This is a genomic window from Denitratisoma oestradiolicum (genome assembly GCF_902813185.1).
Taxonomy (GTDB): domain Bacteria; phylum Pseudomonadota; class Gammaproteobacteria; order Burkholderiales; family Rhodocyclaceae; genus Denitratisoma; species Denitratisoma oestradiolicum.
In genome coordinates this window covers 1,194,700-1,216,379 of record NZ_LR778301.1, presented here as the reverse complement: position 1 = coordinate 1,216,379, position 21,680 = coordinate 1,194,700, and the positions used below count along the sequence as shown (strand labels likewise).

General features: G+C 53.0%; 18 protein-coding genes and 2 riboswitches. Of the genes, 8 read left to right on the top strand and 10 right to left on the bottom strand.

The features are described 5' to 3' along the window. Position 1: 1 nt before the first annotated feature. The 5 genes from DENOEST_RS05655 to DENOEST_RS05635 all read left to right on the top strand — a co-directional run bounded on the left by DENOEST_RS05655 (position 2) and on the right by DENOEST_RS05635 (position 5,728). Complete coding sequence (locus DENOEST_RS05655) at positions 2 to 946, top strand: WD40/YVTN/BNR-like repeat-containing protein (RefSeq protein WP_145772310.1); 945 nt, start codon at positions 2 to 4, stop codon at positions 944 to 946. Between the two features lie 99 nt (positions 947 to 1,045). Next, positions 1,046 to 1,239: riboswitch (cobalamin riboswitch) on the top strand. A 107-nt stretch (positions 1,240 to 1,346) separates the two neighbouring features. After that, positions 1,347 to 3,155, top strand: coding sequence for a TonB-dependent receptor domain-containing protein (locus tag DENOEST_RS05650; protein WP_145772309.1), 1,809 nt, complete (start codon positions 1,347 to 1,349; stop codon positions 3,153 to 3,155). A 137-nt stretch (positions 3,156 to 3,292) separates the two neighbouring features. Next, positions 3,293 to 3,802, top strand: a complete 510-nt coding sequence (locus tag DENOEST_RS05645) for a hypothetical protein (RefSeq protein ID WP_145772308.1) — start codon at positions 3,293 to 3,295, stop codon at positions 3,800 to 3,802. Between the two features lie 10 nt (positions 3,803 to 3,812). Next, a complete protein-coding gene (gene cobO / locus DENOEST_RS05640) occupies positions 3,813 to 4,430 on the top strand; it encodes a cob(I)yrinic acid a,c-diamide adenosyltransferase (protein ID WP_145772307.1) in 618 nt (205 codons plus the stop codon). Further along, entirely contained in the window at positions 4,430 to 5,728 is a 1,299-nt protein-coding gene (locus DENOEST_RS05635; RefSeq protein WP_145772306.1) for a cobyrinate a,c-diamide synthase, read from the top strand. Before cobO ends, DENOEST_RS05635 begins: the two co-directional genes overlap by 1 nt. Before the next feature lie 12 nt (positions 5,729 to 5,740). Here DENOEST_RS05635 and cofH read toward each other — a convergent pair whose 3' ends face one another. The 6 genes from cofH to metK form a co-directional block, all read right to left on the bottom strand. Beyond that, the gene (cofH, locus tag DENOEST_RS05630) at positions 5,741 to 7,633 is read right to left on the bottom strand and encodes a 5-amino-6-(D-ribitylamino)uracil--L-tyrosine 4-hydroxyphenyl transferase CofH (protein WP_197970534.1); all 1,893 of its coding nucleotides are present in this window, start codon (positions 7,631 to 7,633) and stop codon (positions 5,741 to 5,743) included. After that, on the bottom strand, positions 7,630 to 8,109 hold the full coding sequence (locus DENOEST_RS19890) for a hypothetical protein (RefSeq protein ID WP_197970533.1): 480 nt from the start codon (positions 8,107 to 8,109) through the stop codon (positions 7,630 to 7,632). Before DENOEST_RS19890 ends, cofH begins: the two co-directional genes overlap by 4 nt. Before the next feature lie 301 nt (positions 8,110 to 8,410). After that, positions 8,411 to 9,064: a TetR family transcriptional regulator gene (locus DENOEST_RS20475; RefSeq protein WP_145772291.1), complete on the bottom strand. Its 654-nt coding sequence runs from the start codon at positions 9,062 to 9,064 to the stop codon at positions 8,411 to 8,413. A gap of 57 nt (positions 9,065 to 9,121) precedes the next feature. Further along, positions 9,122 to 9,952: a methylenetetrahydrofolate reductase [NAD(P)H] gene (gene metF / locus DENOEST_RS05620; protein WP_145772292.1), complete on the bottom strand. Its 831-nt coding sequence runs from the start codon at positions 9,950 to 9,952 to the stop codon at positions 9,122 to 9,124. Positions 9,953 to 9,974: 22 nt separating this feature from the next. Continuing rightward, positions 9,975 to 11,408, bottom strand: coding sequence for an adenosylhomocysteinase (gene ahcY / locus DENOEST_RS05615; protein ID WP_145772293.1), 1,434 nt, complete (start codon positions 11,406 to 11,408; stop codon positions 9,975 to 9,977). Between the two features lie 21 nt (positions 11,409 to 11,429). Next, positions 11,430 to 11,519, bottom strand: a riboswitch (S-adenosyl-L-homocysteine riboswitch). A 21-nt stretch (positions 11,520 to 11,540) separates the two neighbouring features. Next, the gene (gene metK, locus DENOEST_RS05610; RefSeq protein WP_145772294.1) at positions 11,541 to 12,707 is read right to left on the bottom strand and encodes a methionine adenosyltransferase; all 1,167 of its coding nucleotides are present in this window, start codon (positions 12,705 to 12,707) and stop codon (positions 11,541 to 11,543) included. A gap of 328 nt (positions 12,708 to 13,035) precedes the next feature. On the opposite strand from metK, the gene DENOEST_RS05605 reads away from it, so the two are divergent. The 3 genes from DENOEST_RS05605 (at position 13,036) to DENOEST_RS05595 (ending at position 17,093) form a co-directional block, all read left to right on the top strand. Next, positions 13,036 to 13,731, top strand: a complete 696-nt coding sequence (locus tag DENOEST_RS05605) for a TetR/AcrR family transcriptional regulator (protein WP_145772295.1) — start codon at positions 13,036 to 13,038, stop codon at positions 13,729 to 13,731. A gap of 178 nt (positions 13,732 to 13,909) precedes the next feature. After that, entirely contained in the window at positions 13,910 to 16,237 is a 2,328-nt protein-coding gene (locus DENOEST_RS05600) for a TonB-dependent receptor (RefSeq protein ID WP_145772296.1), read from the top strand. Positions 16,238 to 16,481: 244 nt separating this feature from the next. Beyond that, positions 16,482 to 17,093: a TetR/AcrR family transcriptional regulator gene (locus DENOEST_RS05595; protein WP_145772297.1), complete on the top strand. Its 612-nt coding sequence runs from the start codon at positions 16,482 to 16,484 to the stop codon at positions 17,091 to 17,093. Here the strand turns inward: DENOEST_RS05595 and DENOEST_RS05590 are convergent. The 4 genes from DENOEST_RS05590 to DENOEST_RS05575 all read right to left on the bottom strand — a co-directional run bounded on the left by DENOEST_RS05590 (position 17,084) and on the right by DENOEST_RS05575 (position 21,652). After that, positions 17,084 to 18,919 carry a long-chain-acyl-CoA synthetase gene (locus DENOEST_RS05590; protein WP_145772298.1) on the bottom strand — a complete coding sequence of 612 codons (1,836 nt, stop codon included), beginning with the start codon at positions 18,917 to 18,919 and terminating at the stop codon, positions 17,084 to 17,086. The genes DENOEST_RS05595 and DENOEST_RS05590 overlap by 10 nt on opposite strands. Before the next feature lie 45 nt (positions 18,920 to 18,964). Further along, the gene (locus DENOEST_RS05585) at positions 18,965 to 20,143 is read right to left on the bottom strand and encodes a lipid-transfer protein (protein ID WP_145772299.1); all 1,179 of its coding nucleotides are present in this window, start codon (positions 20,141 to 20,143) and stop codon (positions 18,965 to 18,967) included. A 15-nt stretch (positions 20,144 to 20,158) separates the two neighbouring features. Further along, on the bottom strand, positions 20,159 to 20,581 hold the full coding sequence (locus tag DENOEST_RS05580; RefSeq protein ID WP_145772300.1) for a MaoC family dehydratase: 423 nt from the start codon (positions 20,579 to 20,581) through the stop codon (positions 20,159 to 20,161). A 126-nt stretch (positions 20,582 to 20,707) separates the two neighbouring features. Beyond that, entirely contained in the window at positions 20,708 to 21,652 is a 945-nt protein-coding gene (locus tag DENOEST_RS05575; protein ID WP_269475916.1) for a bifunctional MaoC family dehydratase N-terminal/OB-fold nucleic acid binding domain-containing protein, read from the bottom strand. Between the last annotated feature and the right edge of the window lie 28 nt (positions 21,653 to 21,680).

The following is a 21,680-nucleotide window of genomic DNA, read 5'->3' as shown; positions in this document are numbered from 1 at the left end:
CATGCCTCACTTTATTTTACTGATCCCCCTCCTCCTCGGCATCCATTTCCCCATAGCGTCCTATGCCGAACAGGTGCGCCCTCAGAGGGCTCTTCACCTTACCACTCCTGAACGTGCATCAGTGATTGCAGCCACCTTGGCGAAGGACCGGATAGTTGCCGTCGGTGATCATGGAATCATTCTGCTGTCAGATGATGGAAAAACATTTCGTCAGGCCAGATCCGTTCCCAGTCGTGCCACTCTGACCAGCGTGTATTTCATTGATGGCAAGTCAGGATGGGCAGCAGGTCACGATGACACGATTTTGATGACCACCGATGGTGGAGAATCCTGGCGCTTGCAGCGGCAAGCGCCAGGGCAGGATAAAGTGTGGCTCTCCCTCTTGTTCTACAGCCCCCGCCACGGCTTGGCAGTAGGACAGTTTGGCCTATTGCTTGAAACCCATGATGGTGGCGCTACATGGCAAGAAAGGCAGCTGGCCCAGAATGAATCAAACCCGCGTCACCTGATGCATATTTTTCCCGGAAAGGACCAACTATTCATCGCCTCTGAGGCTGGCGCCCTATACCGCTCTGAGGATGGAGGCAGAAATTGGCGTCAGATCCAGACCGAATGCCGGGGATCGTTCTGGACTGGACTGGCACTGGATGATGGTGGAATCATCGTGGCTGGTATGCGCGGCAATATTTATCGTAGCGATGACAGAGGCACAAGCTGGAAGAAGGTACCGAGCGGCACCCAGCAGTCTATTACGGCCATCGCACAGCGATCGGATGGGTTGCTGCGACTGGTCGGTACTGGTGGGACCACCCTTTTCAGCAGAGATCGAGGGCGCAGTTTCTCATCTTCAGTACGTCAGGATCGCACCGATCTGACAACCTTGGTATCGACTCGGCATGGTGATGTTTTGTTCGACCACAAAGGGGTCGTCAAAAACGAACACTAGACTTGGCACCTAAACGAACACCATGAAGAAGCACCGCCTATCAGGATAATTTCGAGACGGTGAGCGGTATCTCGCCTGATCATCATCCCATTGATAAACTCCGCCTCCAGTGTTCGCGGTGCCTTAAGGCTATGTCTGCCAAGAGGTGAAACGGGAAACAGGTGCAAGACCTGTGCTGCCCCCGCAACGGTAAGGAAGTGAGGGACCGCCCCCTCAGCCACTGGGCATCTGCCTGGGAAGGCTGCGGTTCAAGACTTCCGAGCCCGGAGACCGGCCACGGACATCACCACGGTATCGCTACGGGGAGGTGGCGGATGGCGCATGCCTTTTCTCCCATGAGATGCCCTTATCCAATCCATACTGGCCTGCGGGGACGCAGACCAGGGAACAGGGAGTCTTCATGCATCGCAGTTACCTGCGCAGCGCCCTTGCCGTCGCACTCTGGTCGGCAAGTCAGGCACATGCCGCCGACCTTTCCACCATCGTCGTTACCGCCAGCCGTCAGGCCCAACATGCGCCCGATGTCCTCGGCGACGTCAACATTCTTACTCGGGAATATCTGGATAAAGCAGGACAGTCCACCCTAAGCGAAGTACTGGCACGCCAGCCTGGGCTACAAATGTCTGCCAACGGCGGCCCAGGTGCACAAACTGGCATATTCATTCGTGGTGCTGAGGCCCGGCATACGCTGGTGCTGGTGGACGGCCTGCGGATCAATTCCGCCACCACCGGCCAGTCAGCACTGGAAAACATCCCCCTGGCAGATATCGAGCGGGTGGAAATCCTGAGAGGCCCCGCATCCTCTCTTTACGGAGCCGATGCATTGGGAGGCGTTATCCAGATATTCACCCGACGTGGTGAGGGCGCCCCCCGCTTCGACGCTTTTGCCGCCAAAGGTAGTTTTAACACTCAACAAGCCGAGGCCGGCCTGCGGGGCAGCCTCAATGCCCTCTCCTACAGCCTACGGATCGGCACCTACGACACTGACGGCATTTCTTCCGCTAGCAATGCCGCCAAGCTCCCCCTGAGCTACAACCGAGACCGGGACGGCTTCAGCCAACGGCATTTCAGCGGCAGTCTCAACTACCGACTGGAGGGACGCGACGAGATCGGCCTGTCCCTACTAAAGGCCGATGGCGTCAATCAGTATGATGCTGGCTCGGGCAACTTCAACGACCGGATCGACAAGACTACCGCCAGCTACCAACTGTTCCTGCGCAACCATCTCGGCAAGGATTGGACCAGCTTGATGCGGTTAGGCCGCAGTCTGGATGAAGGTAACGCCATCAACGCAACCAACACTTCTCGGTTCCGCACTGTCCAGAAACATTTTCACTGGCAGAATGACGTAATGCTGCCGCTCGGCATCGCACTCCTGGCCTACGAGCACAACGAGCAGAAGGTCAGTAGCACGACCATCTATCTGGTTAATGAGCGCAACATCGATTCCTACCTGCTGGGCTGGAGCGCCAACCTAGGAAGTCATCGCCTGCAACTCAATTCCCGCCACGACCGTAACTCCCAATTTGGCCGTCAGACTACGGGGCAGATCGGCTACGGCTATCAACTGAGCACAGCCTGGCGGATCAAGACCGCAGTGGGAACCGCTTTCAACGCCCCCACCTTCAATCAACTATATTGGCCCCATGATCGCTTTGGTGGTGGCAACCCTCGACTGCAACCAGAAATGGCGCGCAATGCTGAAGTGGGACTGGACTGGGAACAAGAGGGCCAGAAGCTGGGGTTGACCCTGTTTCGCAATCGGGTGCAGAACCTTATCTCAGGCTGGCCACCGGCCAATGTGAATCGAGCCAAACTGGATGGCGCCACCCTGGCTTACGCTGTCAGCTTCATTAGTTGGCAGTTGAATGCCAGCCTGGATCTGCTGGAGGCACGGGATGAGGCGACCCACAAGCGCCTGCCACGACGCGCTGAGCAACAGCTGCAATTGAGCCTGGGCCGTGATGTCGGCCTGTGGCATCTGGGTGCTGAATGGAGCGATGTGGGGCGTCGTTATGATGACACGGTCAATCGCAGGCCGATGGCAGGCTACAGCGTGCTCAATGCCTATGCCCGTTACCGCCTTGGCCCGGAGCTGAGCCTGGAGCTGCGAGCCAACAATATCACTGACCGCAAGTATGAGACCGCCTATGGCTATGGCACACCTGGCGTTAATCTGTTCGTCGGCCTGCGCTATGCCATGCGCTGATCACACCACCGTCGGACGGCCGCTAATTTCAACGACTTAATCGAAAGAGTCTGATGATGAATTCACTTTCCTGTACCCGTGATCATGGCATTTACCGCGCTAGGCAAGCAGCTATTGCCGCCGTACTGATCTCTCTGATGGTACTCACCCGTGGCCACCATTTCCCCCTTTTGCGCAACATCGTTCCCGGTGCGTCCTGGGCCGTGTTCTTCTTGGCAGGCATGTACCTGAATGCACCCCTGGCCCTGGCCGGCTTTCTCGGCTTGGCGGTCGGGATCGACTACGCGGCGATCGAGTGGGGCGGCACCCGCGCTTTCTGCGTTTCCCCAGCCTACATCGCCCTACTGCCGGCCTATGCCAGCCTCTGGCTGGCAGGGCGCGGCTATCGGCTGGGTTGGGGCCTGGAACGCATTGCGCCTTTGCCCCTGGTGTTTTGCGGCCTGCTCGGCACCCTGGTTTGCGACGTCATTTCCAGCGGCAGCTTCTATCTCTATTCCGGGCGTTTTGCCTATCCCAACTGGGCGGAGTATCTGGCCCGCAGCGCCCAGCATCTGCCTCGCTGCCTAGTGGCCATGGGCCTCTGGTTGAGTATGGCGGCCCTGGCCCATAACCTGTTGCTGGCCCGCCGCAACCCTGCCCATCACTGAGAATCAGATCATGAGCGAGAAACAGATCGAAGAACGTAATCAGCGCCACAGCGCCCGAATGCAACGCAAGAAGGCGGTGGTGGATCAGCATATCGCCGAGGCCCAGATCGAGCGCGGTGTCCTAGTTGTGAATACCGGCAATGGCAAGGGCAAGTCCTCCTCCGCCTTTGGCGTGGTGGCGAGGGCCCTGGGGCATGGCATGAAGGTGGCGGTGATCCAGTTCATCAAGGGTCGTTCCGACACGGGTGAGGAGGGCTTCTTCCGGCGTTTTCCCGATCTGGTGAGTTGGCATGTTATGGGAGATGGCTTCACCTGGGATACCCAGGACCGTGACAAGGATGAGGCCCGAGCCCAGGAGGCCTGGGCACTGGCCGCCCGCTATCTGGCGGACCCAGCCTATGCTCTGGTAGTGCTGGACGAATTCACCTATCCCCTCAAGTATGGCTGGCAGCCCCTGGCGCCAGTGCTGGAGGTGCTGGCGGCGCGACCTCCCCTACAGCATGTGATCATCACCGGCCGGGCGGCGCCGCCAGACTTGATTGCCGCAGCGGACACGGTAAGTGAAATCAATCAGGTGAAACATTCCTTCGTTGCTGGGGTCAAGGCCATGCCCGGACTGGAGTGGTAATGAAAACCCTGAGCCAATGCCCCGCCCTCCTCATCGCTGCCCCCTCTTCGGGTCAAGGCAAGACTCTGGTCACCGGCGCCCTGGCCCGTCATCATCGGCGGCTAGGCCGGAAGGTGCGCGTCTTCAAATGCGGCCCCGACTTCCTTGACCCCCAGATCCTGACAGTCGCCTGCGGTGCCCCGGTCTATAACCTCGACCTAGGCATGGGAGGCGAGGCCGATGTTGCATCGCGCCTTGCCAGTGCTGCACAGGATGCTGACCTGATCCTGGTAGAAGGGGTAATGGGACTCTTCGATGGCAGGCCCTCGGCCGCTGATATTGCCTGCCGATTCAAGATACCCGTGCTCGGCCTGATTGATGCCTCAGCCATGGCACAAACCTTTGGTGCCATGGCCCACGGCCTAGCCAGTTACCGACCCGAGTTACCCTTTGCCGGTGTTCTGGCAAACAGGGTTGGCAGCGCCCATCACGCTGAACTCCTGCGCAATAGTTTGCCTCCCGGCATAGCCTGGTTCGGCGCACTGACAAAGGACGATGCCGTGGCCCTGCCTGAACGTCATCTAGGTTTGTGGCAGGCGAATGAGATCGACGACCTGGAGAAGCGTTTGGACCTACTGGCGGACCAGATCGCCAGTACTACCAGCACCGATCTACCACCAAAAGTGGAATTCCCGAGTGCCACAGACAATGACATACCACCTCTGTTAACCGGGCGCACCATTGCCATTGCACGGGATGCCGCCTTCAGTTTTATCTACCCGGCCAATCTGGATACGCTACGCCGCTTGGGCGCCCGCCTTTGCTTTTTCTCACCTCTTGCGGGTGAGCCGTTGCCCTCCTGCGACGCCCTTTGGCTGCCCGGTGGTTATCCAGAGCTTCATGGACCGGCCTTGGCCCGTCGCCATGACCTCTGGAAGCAACTCACCGCTCATCACGCGGCGGGGAAACCACTCCTGGCTGAATGCGGTGGCATGATGAGCTTATTCGAAACCCTTGTGGATCAAGAAAATCACTGCCATTCGCTTGCTGGATTGCTACCTGGAAGCTGTGTCATGGGCTCACGCCTAGCCGGACTGGGTCTGCAACAAGCCAGTCTGCAGGAGGGATCGTTGCGCGGGCATACATTTCACTACTCCCGCTGCGAAACGCCCCTAAAGCCCTATGTACGGGCACACGACCCCGATGGGAAAACAGGTGAAGCGATTTACCAACTAGGCCGCCTTACCGCATCGTATGTACACTTCTACTTCCCATCAAACCCAGAAGCGACTGCGCTACTCTTCCTTCCACTTGCATAACGGAGCATTCTCTTACGCCGCCCGGCTTTTGGGTTCCGCGACTGCCTGGTAGAGGGTGGTGCGGCGCCAGGGCCGTCGGCCGATGCTGCGGGCCAACTTCTCCAGCGCCTGGGCCGAGAACTCCTGGCCATGGGTGCCGCCGGCGGAACGGGTGATGGATTCGTACATCAGCACCCCCCCCAGGTCGTTGGCCCCGGCCTGGAGGCACAGGGCTGCTCCCTGCCCCCCCATCTTGACCCAGGAGGTCTGGATGTTGGGGATCAGGGGATGCAGGGCCAGACGGGCCACGGCGTGCATCAGCAGGGATTCTTTGAGGGTGGGGCCGGCCCGGGACTTGCCGCGGCGGCCCATGGGGGCCTCCATGTGCACGAAGGCAAGGGGCACGAACTCGGTGAAGCCGCCAGTGATCTTCTGCAGGTTGCGGACATGCAGCAGATGGCGGGCCCAGTGCTCGGCCCGGTCCACATGGCCATACATGATGGTGGCGGTGGTCTTGATACCCACCTCGTGGGCGGCCCGCACCACTTCCAGCCATTCCTGGGTGTTGATCTTGTCGTGGCAGATGATGGCCCGCACCTCGTCGTCCAGGATCTCGGCAGCGGTGCCGGGCAGGGTGGACAGGCCGGCCTCCTTCAGCATGCGCAGATAGTCGTGGAGGCCCATGCCCAGGGTGCTGGCCCCCTGGTGGATCTCCAGGGGCGAGAAGGCGTGCAGATGCATGTCCGGCACCCGGGTCTTCACCGCCTCGATGATCTCCCGGTAGGTGTGGCCGGTGTACTCGGGATGAATGCCCCCCTGCATGCAGACCTCGGTGGCGCCCTTGTTCCAGGCTTCCTCGGCGATGTCGGCCACCTGGGCCGGGTCCAGCCGGTAGGCCGGACCCCGCAGTTCCGGGGTGGCCCGACCCTTGGCGAAGGCGCAGAAATTGCAGCGGTAGGAGCAGATGTTGGTGTAGTTGATATTGCGGTTCACCACGAAGGAGACTCCGTCCCCCACCACCTCGGCCCGCAGTTGGTCGGCGGCCCGCAGCACGCCGCGGAAGTCGTCCCCCTCGGTGGCGAACAGGGCGACGATCTCGGCTTCGGAGAGATCGGCACCGGCCCGGGCCTTGTCGATGATGGCGGCGATTTCAGGATGGACCGACAGGGGCCGGGTAGCGTCCACCCAGGCGGCGGCATGGACCGGCATGGGGTGTCCGGCGCCGGCGTGCCAACTATCGGTGCGGGCGCGACCAAAAATGTCGATGCGGGCCAGCAGGGCCGGCACCAGGGCGGCATCCACCCAGCGGGCCGCCTCCAGGGCATGGGCCGGCGCCAGGGCCAGACGCTCGGCCAGGTGGCGTCCTGCCGCCGTGGTCTCGGCGGCCAGTTCCACCAGGTGGGGCCAGGGGGCCTCCGGATTCACGTGGTCGGGAGTCACCGGGGAGACGCCGCCCCAGTCATTGACCCCGGCACCCACCAGGGCCGCCAGGCCGTCCCGCTGGAGATTGGGGGGCGCCTGGAGCGACATGGCCGAACCGAAGATCAGCCGGGCCACGGCCAGGGTCCATAGATGCTCGTCCAGGGAGGGCTCCGGGGCATCCGCCATCTTGGTGTCGGGCTTGGCCCGGAAGTTCTGGATGATGACTTCCTGGATGTGGCCGAATTCGTCGTTCAGGTCCCGCAGGGCCAAGAGGGATTCGATGCGCTCGGCCCGGGTTTCGCCAATGCCGATCAGGATGCCGCTGGTGAAGGGCACCGCCAGTTCCCCGGCGGTGCGCAGGCAGGCCAGGCGCACCGCCGGGTCCTTGTCGGGGGAACCATGGTGGGGCATGCCCTTTTCGCACAGCCGGGGCGAGGCCGATTCCAGCATGATGCCCATGGAGAAGGAGACCTTGCGCAGCCGGGCCATTTCCTCGGCGTTCATGATCCCCGGATTGAGGTGGGGCAGCAGGCCCGTCTCCTCGTGACCAGGCGAGCCATGGCTTCCAGATAATCCAGGGTGCTGGCATAGCCCATCTCGTCCAGGGCGCGGCGGGCGGCACCGTAGCGCAGCTCGGGCTTGTCGCCCAAGGTGAACAGGGCTTCCTTGCAGCCCGCGGTGGCGCCGGCCCGGGCGATGGCCAGGACTTCCTCGGGACTGAGGTAGGGGCTGGCCAGTTCACGGGGCGCCTGGGCGAAGGTGCAGTAGTGGCAGACGTCCCGGCACAACTGGGTCAGCGGAATGAAGACCTTGCGCGAATAGGTGACGATGCGGCCGAAGCCTTCCAGGGTCAGGGCTTCCGCCGCTGCCGCGAGGGCTGGCAGGTCCTGGCAGTCGGCCAGGCCCAGGGCATCTTCCCGGCTCGGGCGATGCCCCTGGCGGGCGGCGGCGATGATGGCGTTCAGGTTGTCGCTGGACATGGGGAGGCTCTGAACAATGAAATGTTCCACTACTTGATGGAATCCTTGCCGGATTAATACTTCAGCCGCAGCATTCGCAGCTACTTGCGATAGAGTTTTCTCTTGCGGGGCTTCCATTCCTGCAAGGAATTTTTTTACCTGATGGTTTTCGTCGGCAAACATGAAAATGGTCTTATTAGAATAAGTGGGGCATTAAAAAATTGACCAAAATTTTAGATCCACATCTGCTGTAACCAATTTGCAATTTTTATAGCTACTCTCTAACCTGCTCAAGGGCTCTAATGAAATGAAGTGATTGCCGCTATTTTGATACTGCCCCGGTGTTATCAGGATTGCAGACAGTTGTTGGGAGCCTCCTTCTCAAATCGATGTGAGAGTCAATCAGTTGTGAAGCATTTCCAACAAATGGCGTCATCACTATCAAACTCACTAAACCCTCTATAAAGATGCGGGTGTCTTTCGCTGCCATTTCTGGAACAAGTTCAGCTTTCAAAGTATTCTGTAAAGTGGCTTGATGGTAAGCAAGTTCTGTCATGCGGTGTAGTTCGTTTTTGGTATTCTGAAGCTCATTCCAAATTGGCCCGCAATCTTCCTGATACTCGCAGCAAGTGAGGATAATTTTTAGTGCCTTCCGAATCTCCTGATGATTCTCAAGATCCGCGACCGACTTCTTCAATACAAGCGCTACAGCATTTAACGGCTCGTGCAGATCAAGTTGCACAGCCAGGTATTCCTTAACCTGTAGTAGCCATGCGCGAAGCTCAATACAAAGCACATTCAAAATATCTCGCTTACCAGTGAAATGCCAGTAGATTGCACCTCGGGTAACACCGGCGTTTCTTGCTATCTCATCCATGCTTGCCAGGCTGACACCATGCGCTAAAAATACTCGCCGAGCCGATTCAATAATTCTGGTGCGGGTTTGATCTGCCTCTTCTTTTCGCTTACGTACCATATGAATCCACTCTAATGGATAGTGAGTCCAGAAGGCGGTAATCCCGCCTTCTGGAGATCAAGCCACCCCAATACGGTGGCAAATTTCTGCCACTAACGGTGACTGGTTGAGGGTGTAAAAATGCAAACCCGGAGCACCACTTTCTAACAAACGCCTACACAAGTCCGAAACAAGATCTAAGCCATACTCTTTTGCTGACTCTGCATCATTCTCAAAATCATCGAAGCGCTTGCGCATCCAGCGCGGTAGCTCCGCACCACATGCATCAGAAAATCTGACGATTTTTTCGAAGTTAGCTATGGGCATGATTCCGGGGATAACAGGGATATGAACACCACGTGATCGAACCTGGTCAACAAATTGTATGTAGGCATCTACATTGTAGAAATATTGCGTTATTACAGAGTCGGCACCAGCCTCCACTTTGCGAACAAATTTTTCAATATCGTCTCGGTTGGACCTCGATTCTGGATGAACCTCAGGATATCCGGCAACTGCCAAATGGAAGAAGTCACCAGTTTCATGCCGAATGAACTGAACCAGTTCTGAGGCATGTCGAAATTCACCTGGTGCGACAAATCCAGAAGGTAAATCACCTCGTAAGGCAACAATGCGACTTACCCCTGCTCCTTTGTAGTCCTTCAGCATGCTTCGAAGACTCTCTCGCGTTGCCCCAATGCATGACAAATGTGGTGCTGCACTTAATCCAGCGCGTTGTATTTGCAATACCGTTTCCAGGGTTCGATCACGAGTTGATCCACCTGCGCCAAATGTCACTGAAAAATATGTTGGATTCAGATTTTCCAGTGCCTCCCAAGTCTTCCTCAACTTCTCCATACCTTCTAAAGTTTGTGGAGGAAAGAACTCGAATGAAATTTGCTTAGTCATGACTATTCATTCATGAAAAGCATTAATAGCGGTAATGGTCGGCCTTGTAGGGACCGTGCTTGGGCACCCCGATGTAGGCGGCCTGCTGATCGGTCAGCTCGGTGAGTTGCACGTTGAGCGTCTTCAACTGCAGGCGGGCCACCTTTTCGTCCAGATGTTTGGGCAGGGTATACACGCCCACCGGGTACGCGGCGGTCTTGGTGAACAACTCGATCTGGGCGATGGTCTGGTTGGCGAAGCTGGAGGACATCACATAGGACGGATGGCCGGTGCCGCAACCGAGGTTCACCAGTCGCCCCTTGGCCAGCAGGATGATGCGCTTGCCATCGGGGAAGATGACGTGGTCCACCTGGGGTTTGATTTCTTCCCACTGGTACTTTTCCAGGGAAGCGACATCGATTTCGTTGTCGAAATGGCCGATGTTGCAGACGATGGCGTTGTTCTTCATCTTGACCATGTGCTCATGGGTGATGACTTGGAAGTTGCCGGTGGTGGTGACGAAAATGTCGGCCTTGTCGGCGGCGTATTCCATGGTCACCACGCGATAGCCTTCCATGGCGGCCTGGAGGGCGCAGATCGGGTCGATCTCGGTGACCCAGACCTGGGCCGAGAGGGCGCGCAGGGCCTGGGCCGAGCCCTTGCCTACGTCGCCGTAGCCGCAGACCACGGCGATTTTTCCGGCGATCATCACGTCGGTGGCGCGCTTGATGCCGTCCACCAGGGATTCGCGGCAGCCGTAGAGGTTGTCGAACTTGGACTTGGTGACCGAGTCGTTGACGTTGATGGCGGGGAACTTGAGTTCGCCCCGCTGATGCATCTGGTACAGGCGATGGACGCCGGTGGTGGTTTCCTCGGTGACGCCCTTGATCTTCGCCAGGCGGGTGGAATACCAAGTCTTGTCGCTGGCCAGCTTGGCCTTGATGCTGGCGAAGAGAATGGTCTCTTCTTCGGAGCCGGGCTTGGCCAGCACCGCGATGTCCTGCTCGGCCCGGGCACCCAGGTGCAGCAGCAGGGTGGCGTCGCCGCCGTCGTCGAGGATCATGTTGCTATAGACTTTTTCACCATTGCCGCCATCGGGCCATTCGAAGATGCGGTGGGTGTAGTCCCAGTAGTCGGTGAGGCTCTCGCCCTTGACGGCAAAGACGGCGATGCCGTCCTTGGCGATGGCTGCGGCGGCGTGATCCTGGGTCGAGAAAATGTTGCAGGAAGCCCAGCGCACCTGGGCGCCGAGGGCCACCAGGGTCTCGATCAGAACCGCGGTCTGGATGGTCATGTGCAGCGACCCGGTGATGTGGGCGCCCTTCAGGGGCTGGCTCTTGGCGAATTCCTCGCGGATGGCCATCAGGCCGGGCATCTCGGTTTCCGCGATGCGGATTTCCTTGCGGCCCCAGTCGGCCAGGCTCAGGTCGGCAATAGCGTAGTCAGGGGCAGATTTCAAAACAGCACTTACACTCATAATGGTCTCCGTTCAAATTGAGTTGAACAGGCGCCGTTTCTTACAACTTGTCGTTCTGAGCCTGACAGTTCTTCCCAGATAGGAATAGCTGCTGCAGCGCCTCTCGGAATAACAAGCATTCTTAATGCAATGCTACAAACCCGCATCCGCCCTCAAGGCGGCAGCCTTATCTGTCAGTTCCCAAGGTAGGCCAGCATTTTCCCGGCCAAAGTGACCATAAGCCGCTGTCTTCTTGTAGATGGGGCGCAGCAGGTCAAGCATATTGACGATGCCTTTGGGCCGTAGGTCGAAGTGCCTTTTCACCAGGTCGGCGATCTTCTCGTCAGAAATCTTGCCTGTGCCGTAGGTGGTGACCCAGACGCTGGTGGGCTGGGAAACACCGATGGCGTAGGACACCTGGACCAGGCACCGGCTGGCCATGCCCGCGGCAACAATGTTCTTCGCGATATAACGGCCGGCATAGGCGCCGGAACGGTCCACCTTGGACGGGTCCTTGCCCGAGAAGGCACCTCCGCCGTGGGGGGCCGCGCCGCCGTATGTGTCCACGATGATCTTTCGTCCCGTGAGGCCGCAATCCCCCTGGGGGCCGCCCACCACGAAGCGGCCGGTGGGATTCACCAGATACTTGATCTCGCCCTTGATCAGTTCCTTGGGCAGCACCGGCTTGATGATGTCTTCGATCACCGCTTCCCGAATGTCATTAAGGCTGATGTCTGCAGAATGCTGGGTTGAGAGCACCACCGTATCGATGGCATCGGCCTTGCCATCCTTGTAGCGCACCGTTACCTGGGATTTGGCGTCCGGGCGCAGCCAGGAAAGCCGGCCATTCTTGCGCAGCTGGGACTGGCGCTCCACCAGGCGATGGGACAGGTGGATGGGGAGGGGCATCAGGGTATCGGTCTCGTCGCAGGCGTAGCCGAACATCAGGCCCTGATCGCCGGCGCCCTGGTCCAGGTTGTCGTCGTAGGCTTTATTCACGCCCTGAGCGATGTCGGGGGACTGCTTGTCGTAGGCCACCAAAACGGCGCAGCCTTTGTAGTCGATGCCGGATTCGGTGTTGTCGTAGCCGATTTCCTTGATGGTGTCCCGGGCGACCTGGATGTAATCGACGTTGGCGTGGGTGGTGATCTCCCCGGCCAGCACCACCAGACCGGTGTTGGTCAGGGTTTCGGCGGCTACTCGGGCATGTTTGTCCTGAGACAAGATGGCGTCGAGGATGGCGTCCGAAATTTGGTCGGCGACCTTGTCCGGGTGGCCTTCGGAAACCGACTCGGAAGTGAAGAAATACTCTTGGGACATGATGCATCGCTCCTAGTGTTTCCCCGGATATTGTCTTAAGCGCGACAGTCTCCAGGGAACAAGGGCGGTCGACGCTTTAGCGAAATTTATGGATGACAATTTCTGTCACCTAACCGCCTCGCAAGTTGTCCAATTAACTTGGCGGGAGCAACCAACCGTTGGTCTATCTACTAGACTTTCAGACCTATACACGATACGATCCGTTGCGTTATTTAATATTACATTAAATTTTTAGCTCGTCAATAGCCCATACCGACTCGTAATAGGAACATTCCGGACATCGACCTTAAAGAAGTTAATCCATATCTATCCTATTCAAGGAGAAATCATGCTTGCCAATAACTCATTATTCTCAATGGAAATTCAGCAACTTCTAACAAAACCCACCCTCGACAAAAGAGTTAAGAATCAGTCGGGAAATGATAATGCTTCGAGACCCGGCCGCCCCCGCAGTAGTGAGGTTCACAGATCAATACTGAAAGCCACGCTAGAGAATCTTGGAGAACTTGGATACGAGAAGCTATCCATTTCCTCGATTGCCATTCGCTCGGGCGTTGGCAAAGCAACGATTTATCGCCGATGGCCATCGAAGCTTCCATTAGTTGTCGATGCACTCAATCAGCTTCCAGAACTTGCAACACCTGATACTGGGAGACTGTTAGATGATTTGTCAACACTAGCAAATGAATTTATTCAAATAGCCAGCAGTTCACGACTCGCACCAATTCTCACGGCAATTGGTCACGAAAGCTACCGCAACCATGAATTTGAAACTTGCGTAAATCCTCTTCTTCAATCGCGACGCCGGCCATTACTGAAAATCATATCTCGAGCTATCGCAAGAAATGAAATTACCCCTTCCTTATCAATTGAAGATGCTGCAGATATTTTGATGGGTCCGATTCTGACCCGCGTACTCTTCACTAAGAGAGAACCGTCCTACAGCGAAACCAGGTATCTACTTGAGAGATTAATACTTGGCATCACATCTACTGCCAACGTTGAGGCAACTCAATCGCCATAATACTTGTAAGAAATTACGACACGGCATCGTATTAGACATCATCGAATATTTTGGGTACGCTACGTATCGTCTCGTTTTCTAAAATACTAAAACAGACAGAAATAATTCAAAAATCAGCGCAAGAACAGAAAGCTTTTATCGATCTAACAATTCTAAATTCTAGTAGGAGGCAATTGCGATGCTCACATCTAAAAAGCAAATCGCTGTACGCACACTTCCAGTACTAATTTCATTGATGTACTCATCTGCCAGTATTTCAGCTGATGCATTAGAAGAAGTCATCGTTACCGCACAAAAGCGCGCAGAACGCATTCAGGACGTTCCAATCGCGATTTCCGCGATTAGCGGTGCACAGTTGGAAACCCGCGGAATCGAGGGTGTCGCCAACCTGAACAGCCTAGCCCCTAATCTTATGTACAGGGATAACCCTGCGAGTAGTCTTGTTTCAACGCTTTCAATCCGTGGAGCAGCAACCGGCCAGCCGGGAATTTTCGTAGATCCGTCGGTAGGAATGTATGTGGATGGCGTCTATATCGGCAAGGCACAAGGCAGCATTTTTGACATTGCAGATCTCGAACGTGTGGAGATTCTCAGAGGCCCTCAGGGAACACTATTCGGGCGCAATACCGAAGGAGGCGCCATCAGTTTCGTGACTCGCAAGCCTTCTGGACAGTTTTCCGGCTCAGTTGCAGTGGAAATTGGTAACTATGGACATAGACTGGAACGCCTATCGCTAGATCTCCCGAAGCTCGGCATATTGAGTCTCAACATTGCATACAAAAAAGAAGACCGCGATGGTTGGGTGAAGGAACTGACACCAGGCAATGGCGATAGCGGTAAAAAAAATAAAGAAGCCTACCGACTTGCTGCGAAGCTCGATATAAACACTGATTTAACAGCAAACTACTCATTTGATCACGCTGAGGCCAACAACATTCCTCCTCCAATGAGCTTGTACGCATTACGTGGATGGAAAGGAACCTTGCCATCAGCCTTTGGCCCATTTCTCGGAAATGCTATTCAGAATGCTATGGCACCGTACGTCGCCACCGACCGCCCAAAATTCATAACCACCAATACGCGAAATGGACTACCTCTCTGGGAAAGATCAAAAACAGATGGGCATTCACTTATCTTTGATTACAAGATCAATGAGAAAAATACTCTAAAGTACATCTACTCAAAAAGAAAAATGAGCTTCTCAGATAGCCTCGACCTCGATGGTTCAGGTTCTGGAAGCATAACCATAATTCCAAATGTACTTACATGGAATACGATGGCCTACGGAATCCGGGATACACATTATGAATCCAATTCCAATGAATTGCAGTGGATAGGCAATAGTGATCGAATGAACTATGTATTCGGCCTCTACGATTTCAAGGACGATGGCACCACACTTGGCCCTCAGGCATTATCAATATTTGCCATCCCAGATTTGAGACATGACTACGCTGTAAAAACAGACGCAAAGGCATGGTTTGCACAGGTAGATTACAAGCTGACGGATCGTTTAACAGCTACAGCTGGCATACGGAAGACCAGCGAAACTAAAAGTGGATGGGCTCACCACTATACGACCAACGGGTTCAATGGGGCTCTAGTCAGCGATACTGCAGTAGGGTTTTATCCTCGCACATCCTACTCAGCAACCTTCGATGCAAATACGCCCGTACTTGCTCTTGCATACAGATATAGCGACACACTTAATCTTTACGGGCGTCTCGCAAAAGGTTTCAAAAGCGGCGGATTCTCCGGTGAGGCCAATAACCCTGTTGCCGTTACAACACCCTACAATCCGGAAAAATCCAGTGTCGCTGAACTCGGATTCAAGGCAATGTATCCCGATCTAAGGGCACAATTAAGTGGCACATACTTCCGCACCAAGTATTCGGACCTACAAATCACTCAGCTAATCCCAGGAACAATTTCCTCATTCCTAACCAATGCGGGGAAATCTACCTATCAAGGTATTGAGCTTGAAGGTTCTATTACCGTTGCCGATGGCTGGAAATTACAAGGTGGATACGGCTACCTAGACGCGAAGTTCGACGAGTATATTGACAATGCTCTAAATATCACGGGCCAACCGCTGATTGACACTGCAAGTAATCGCCTCCCACCTTATGCCCCTAAGCACACTCTGAACATAAACGTGGACGGAAGGCTATTAAAGACTTCATTAGGAACCTTACGGTTGATCATGGACTACACTTATTCTTCTCAGGTCCACTACTATGCGGTCAACAAATCTCTTACCGCACACAATGCAGGTGGCAGCTATGAGGTGGGTACGGATAGCTCTCCTCCGCTACGAAACATCAACGCTAAACTGCTGCTATCCAACATTCTTGTTGGGGGACCTGGTGAAGCTGAACTTTCCTTCTGGATAAAAAATCTTACCGACGAGAAGAAACCATCACAAGGAATTGATTTTGGATTGTTCCGGACTACAAACTGGCAACCACCTAGAACCTATGGCCTCAGTTTTGGATACAAATGGTGATTGAGGATACGGCGCACTTATAAGTAGTAGTGTGCTGTTTGGCGCTGATACAGAAACATGTATCAGCGTCTTTTCATTGGAAATTAAGTGATCTAACGACTTGTATATGCATTGCAACAATAATGACAATTTTCCGCAGGCTCTAGACTAATATATCTACCATAACAAAAAACTATGAATCTAAGCTTTAGCACTACCTTTTAATAAACGTCTGACGTGTTTTTAACAACTTCGTTTAACTTAAATGACCAAGACTAAGCTACGAACAAGAAGCCCTGGACGCCCAAGAAGTCCGGATGTCGAACAGGCAATACTGGATGCCACTCTTGACCTACTCGCCGAGACAGGTTACTCCAACCTAACTGTGAATGATGTCGCCATTAAAGCAGGGGCAGGGAAATCAACTATATACCGACGATGGCCAGCGAAAATGCATCTTGTTGTTGCAGCTTTCAAACATCTGCCATCGATTGAAATAGTTAATGAAGGTAGCATCACCAAAGACCTTACCGCTATAGTCAATAACTTCATAGATATTTTGGTCGAAACGCCTTTGGGAAGGATATTTCCTAGCCTAATCGGTGAAGCACTCAATAATTCCGAACTAATGGATCTCATGCGCCCTATCATCGCAGCTAAGCGTGAGCCGAGTCGGGTCGCCATTTTCCGCGCAATAGATCGAGAAGAATTACGCCATGATTGCGATGTTGAGCAACTTATCGACGCCATCATGAGTCAGGTAATCATGTCCTATTTCTTTAATGGCCGCCCCCCGTCTCGCCATAAAATTAGAACCATAATAACTAACGCTCTATGCTGTTGTAGTATTAAATCAAATACAGATACTCAGACTTGATCTGAAAGTCTCCCTGCTCTGATCTGATCGGTTTTAAGTGCTCTCGATAAGGCAATATCACTATATTCTACATACGTTTCATCGAAGTCAGAAATTACAAAGACCGGATCTTTCACCTGATCCGGATGATAGCCCTCCCGCTGTAAATCTATTCTTTTTAACTTGAAAGTACTCGTCATATCAACGCACTTGCTAAGTCTGACAAACAAAGGCATTGCATAATCAGGGAGACGTTTTTTACCAGTGCTATAAAAATGAACAGGGTCAAACTCAACACCAGGAGACATTACAACTGACGCCATACCTGCACGTCCTTCGGTATTAGGTACATTAACTCCATAGATGGTAATAGACTCGATACCAGTAATGCTTGAAAACGCCTCCGCTACTTCAGTTGTTGATACGTTTTCACTCTTCCATCGGAATGTGTCGCCAATCCGGTCAACAAAGTAAAAGTACCCTTCCTCATCGTATCTTGCCAAGTCGCCAGAAGATACATAACTATCGCCATCAACAAAAATATTCCGCAGAATCTTCCGCTCAGTATCTGTTATAGAGGTATACCCTTCAAATCGTCCCGCACCTACATCTGGTTGATTAATGACCATGGCAATTAACTCTCCTACCTCCCCAGGATTGCAGAGACGTAGACATCCACTCTCATTCCTCACGTAACACCCATTCTCCACATCATATTTAACCAGACGAATATTTGTCTTATCCCAATAAGGCACTCGCCCACAGGAGCCAACAACATTATCGACATTAAACAATGTTGCATTGAGTTCTGTCCCTCCCCAACCTTCAAAAATTCGATCAATACCAAAACGGTCGACAAATCGCCGCCAGATATCAGAATTTAAACCAGCTCCAATCATGATGCGGAGGCTATGATCACGATCATTATTCAGCGGGGGCTGATTCAAAAGATAACGGCATACCTCACCGATGTATTGGCAAATAGTTACGCGATAGCGTCTAACATCTGGCCAAAACTCACGAGCACTAAACTTTCTTCTCAAAACAATAGACGCGCCAGCCTGCAATGCAGTAGAGGTCAACGACATCACCGCAGCGCCGTGATAGAGAGGGAGAAAGCAATAAAAAACGTCACTATGATCTGCCACTAGGTCCATGCCCTCACAGCTAACTACAATTGTTTCTCCTGCAGAGAGCCAGCGCATATGACTAGTTTTTGCTGCTTTGGGGTATCCCGTGGTACCTGACGTAAAGATATGCAATGCCACTGACTCAGCAACCAGCCCATATCGAAAGTTAGCTTCCAATGGTGAATCGCACTCCTTCATAGCTTCCAATATCAAGTTACTAGCCGCAGAAGTATCACCTCGCGCAGAAACTGGAAGTTCTTCAATAGACCCCACGCAGCATATTGGACGGTCAGAAATCTGATCTATAGCAGTAAAGCACTCTATACCAGCAACAATCATTACTGGGTTCGATTGCTTAACACAATGCTTAAGAGAATTTCCACTAAGATTTGTATTCAAAAGTGAAACTGTGACTCCAATTTTGGCGAGTCCCCACCAGATAAAATAGAATTCTGGTCGATTCTCAATGCAGATAGAAACCACATCTCCCAAACGCAGCCCCTGTTTTAAGAAGAATCGTGCTAGACGGTTTGTTATTGCATCGACTTCCGAATAGGTAAAAGCCTTATCCCCGTAATAAATCAACGGTCTATCGGGAAACTGTGCAGCGCGCTCTATTAGGCGATCAGCGATAGTGTAGCTGCTCCTTGGCGCATGTTTCGCTGCGGCTGCTGCTCTACGATCCAGAACGTGTTGAGTACGATTTCTGTCAATCATCTAATTTTCTCGTGCTGTGTTCGATTATTAACAATATTTCTGATCCTAGACAGTGCTCAAAATGACGCCACTAGTCGGTACTCCCGTGCCAGCGGAAACAAGAACATTACGAACATTAGCAACTTGATTAACAGAAGTTCCTCTGACTTGGCGCACCCCTTCTGCCACCCCATTAAATCCATGAATATAGGCTTCGCCAAGTTGCCCACCATGGGGATTAACTGGCAAAACCCCACACCGAAGGTGCTCACCCGCTCGTACGAAGTCTTTTGCCTGGCCACGATCACAGAATCCGAAAACCTCCAGTTGCGGTAAAACAAAAGGTGAAAAATGATCATAAAGTATGGCGGTTTGAATATCACTGGGACTTAGGTCTGCCATGGCATACAACTGCTCAGCAACAAGTTTCATCTCAGATAATGCAGATATGTCTTGTCTATAGAAAGAAGTCATCAGTTGCTGATCATCACACATACCTTGTGCAGCGGCAGCGATCATTACAGGTTTTGATTTTAGAGTCTTCGCGCGCTCAGCTGAAACCATCACAATTGCAACTGCACCATCGGATTCTTGGCAGCAGTCATATAGATGAAGTGGCTCAGCAACCCAGCGCGATTGTTGATGCTCATCCAGTGAGAGAGGTTTCTGATAAAAGAAAGCAGCTGGATTGGTGGCTGCAAATTCTCGTGCCCCTACCGCTACCCGGCCGAAGTCTTCACTGGTAGCGCCAAAATCGTGCATGTAGCGACGAGCAGCCATCGCAACCCACGAAGCAGGAGAGACTAAACCATGAGGGATGTACCAACCAAAATTGGTAGTCTCAAACAGTGGGTTCTCGGATACATCGCGATGAACACCGGCACCAAAGCGGTACCATGATCTTTCATTCATTGCACGATAGCCCACAACTACATCACATACACCACTGTAAATTGCCATAGCTCCGTGCAGAATGGGCGCACAAGCTGCACCCCCACCTTCATAAGTACGACTAAAAAATTTGAGCCTTTTCCCTCCAAGCAAGCGGAATACTTCGCGCTCTGGAACATTATCCATTGTGTACGTTGACAACCCATCAACCTCAGATGGGTCAATACCGGCATCATCAAGCGCACACAAAATCGCCTGCATCGCCAGATGAATCTCGGTTCTACCGGAGTTTTTTGAGAAATCGGAGGTGCCAACACCACTGATGGACACAGATCTGGATAAGCTGCTATTCATGCTACTCCCCATCAATCAAGGCAATTGGAGTACAACTAAACCAGTAACATGGCTCCCAAGTGAATTCGTCCCTACGATTTTCAACTCCAACTCACGCTCATCTTCGGTAGTTTTTTTCACAACAGAGCCATTTAGACACATGATGTCACCAGGGAAATTCGGTGCCCCAAGTTTGATAGCGACTTTTTTAAAAATTGCCCCAGGACCAGCCCACTCGCTAACATACCGTTCAACTAAACCGTTTGACGTTAGGATATTCATAAAAATATGCGGTGAGCCGAGTCCCATGGCTGCATCTTTATCGTGATGAACATTTTGAAAATCTCGAGTCGCAATTGCGGTGGAAACAATCAACCTTACCGTAATTGGAATTTTCAATTCAGGAAGAGTTTCTCCCTGAGACACCTGATCAAATAATCTAACGGTACTCCAACTCATTTTTATTTCCCTTCTCCCGTATCAAAGATGTAGATCAGAATTGGTGAAACTAGAACATTCACACATTAAATACTTTTCGCATATATAAAATGATTAGCCAAAATTTAGTTTCATGAACACCGAGTCTTAGGTTCCATCACTCGAATAGCTCATTGGCCTAAAAGCAGGCAGAACAAGACCATCCGCTACATTAAGAAAATCCAGCATAACAAGCATTCCTATTTTCACAGCTTCATGACTTATTTTTGTCAGTCCGGCAACGACTCTGACACCTTCTTTCAATTCAACAAGCAACACTGGATGGGGATATTGGTAACCAGGAACCTGTGGGTGATGCATCACAACAAAAGAATGAACAACCCCTTCTCCAGATGATTGAATGGTGTTCCAATCAAATGAGTGGCAAGTAGGGCATACTGGGCCTGGTGGATGCCGAAGTTTTTTACACTGAGAGCATTGCTGAATAAGCAACTTACCTTCTTTTAGTCCATCCCAAAAGAATTTTGTGTCCTGACTAACACCTGGTCGCGGGGGACATTCCTTGACGGGCAACACATTCTCGGCATTCTGTTCTTGAGAACCACCACCCTTAGCACTCTCTGTGCATTGATGTGGTTTATATACAAAGAACCGAAATCGCATCTCGCCAATAGGCTCGTCTATTTCGTTGAAGAACTCCATTCGATTGGTAACAAAATGGCCAGTTCCAAGTGCTGTAGTCTTCAATTCACTAACAGTCTCTAAATGCCCTAAAAACTTCAGGGACTCTCCAACTCGGGCATATCTAAAATATTCCTGCTCACAGTTAACAGCTACTACTGCAGGGAACCCATTTTCCAGAAGGAGATCGACTGCTTCGAATGGGCTACGCTGAGAGGAACCGGGAGGAAGTTTCCCATTCAGTCCTGCTAATACCCAAACCTGCATCATTGTGGGAGGCGCCACGTAGGTGCCATCCGTTGACACCTGATAAATTGGGCTTTCATTTCCCATGGCTTCACACCACTGTCGGATCATGGGTAGGTTTACCTTGTCCCAGGAATACACGAGCCCGTACTCAGTCCCAACCATCCGTTGGACATGTTCTGAGATTGAATTA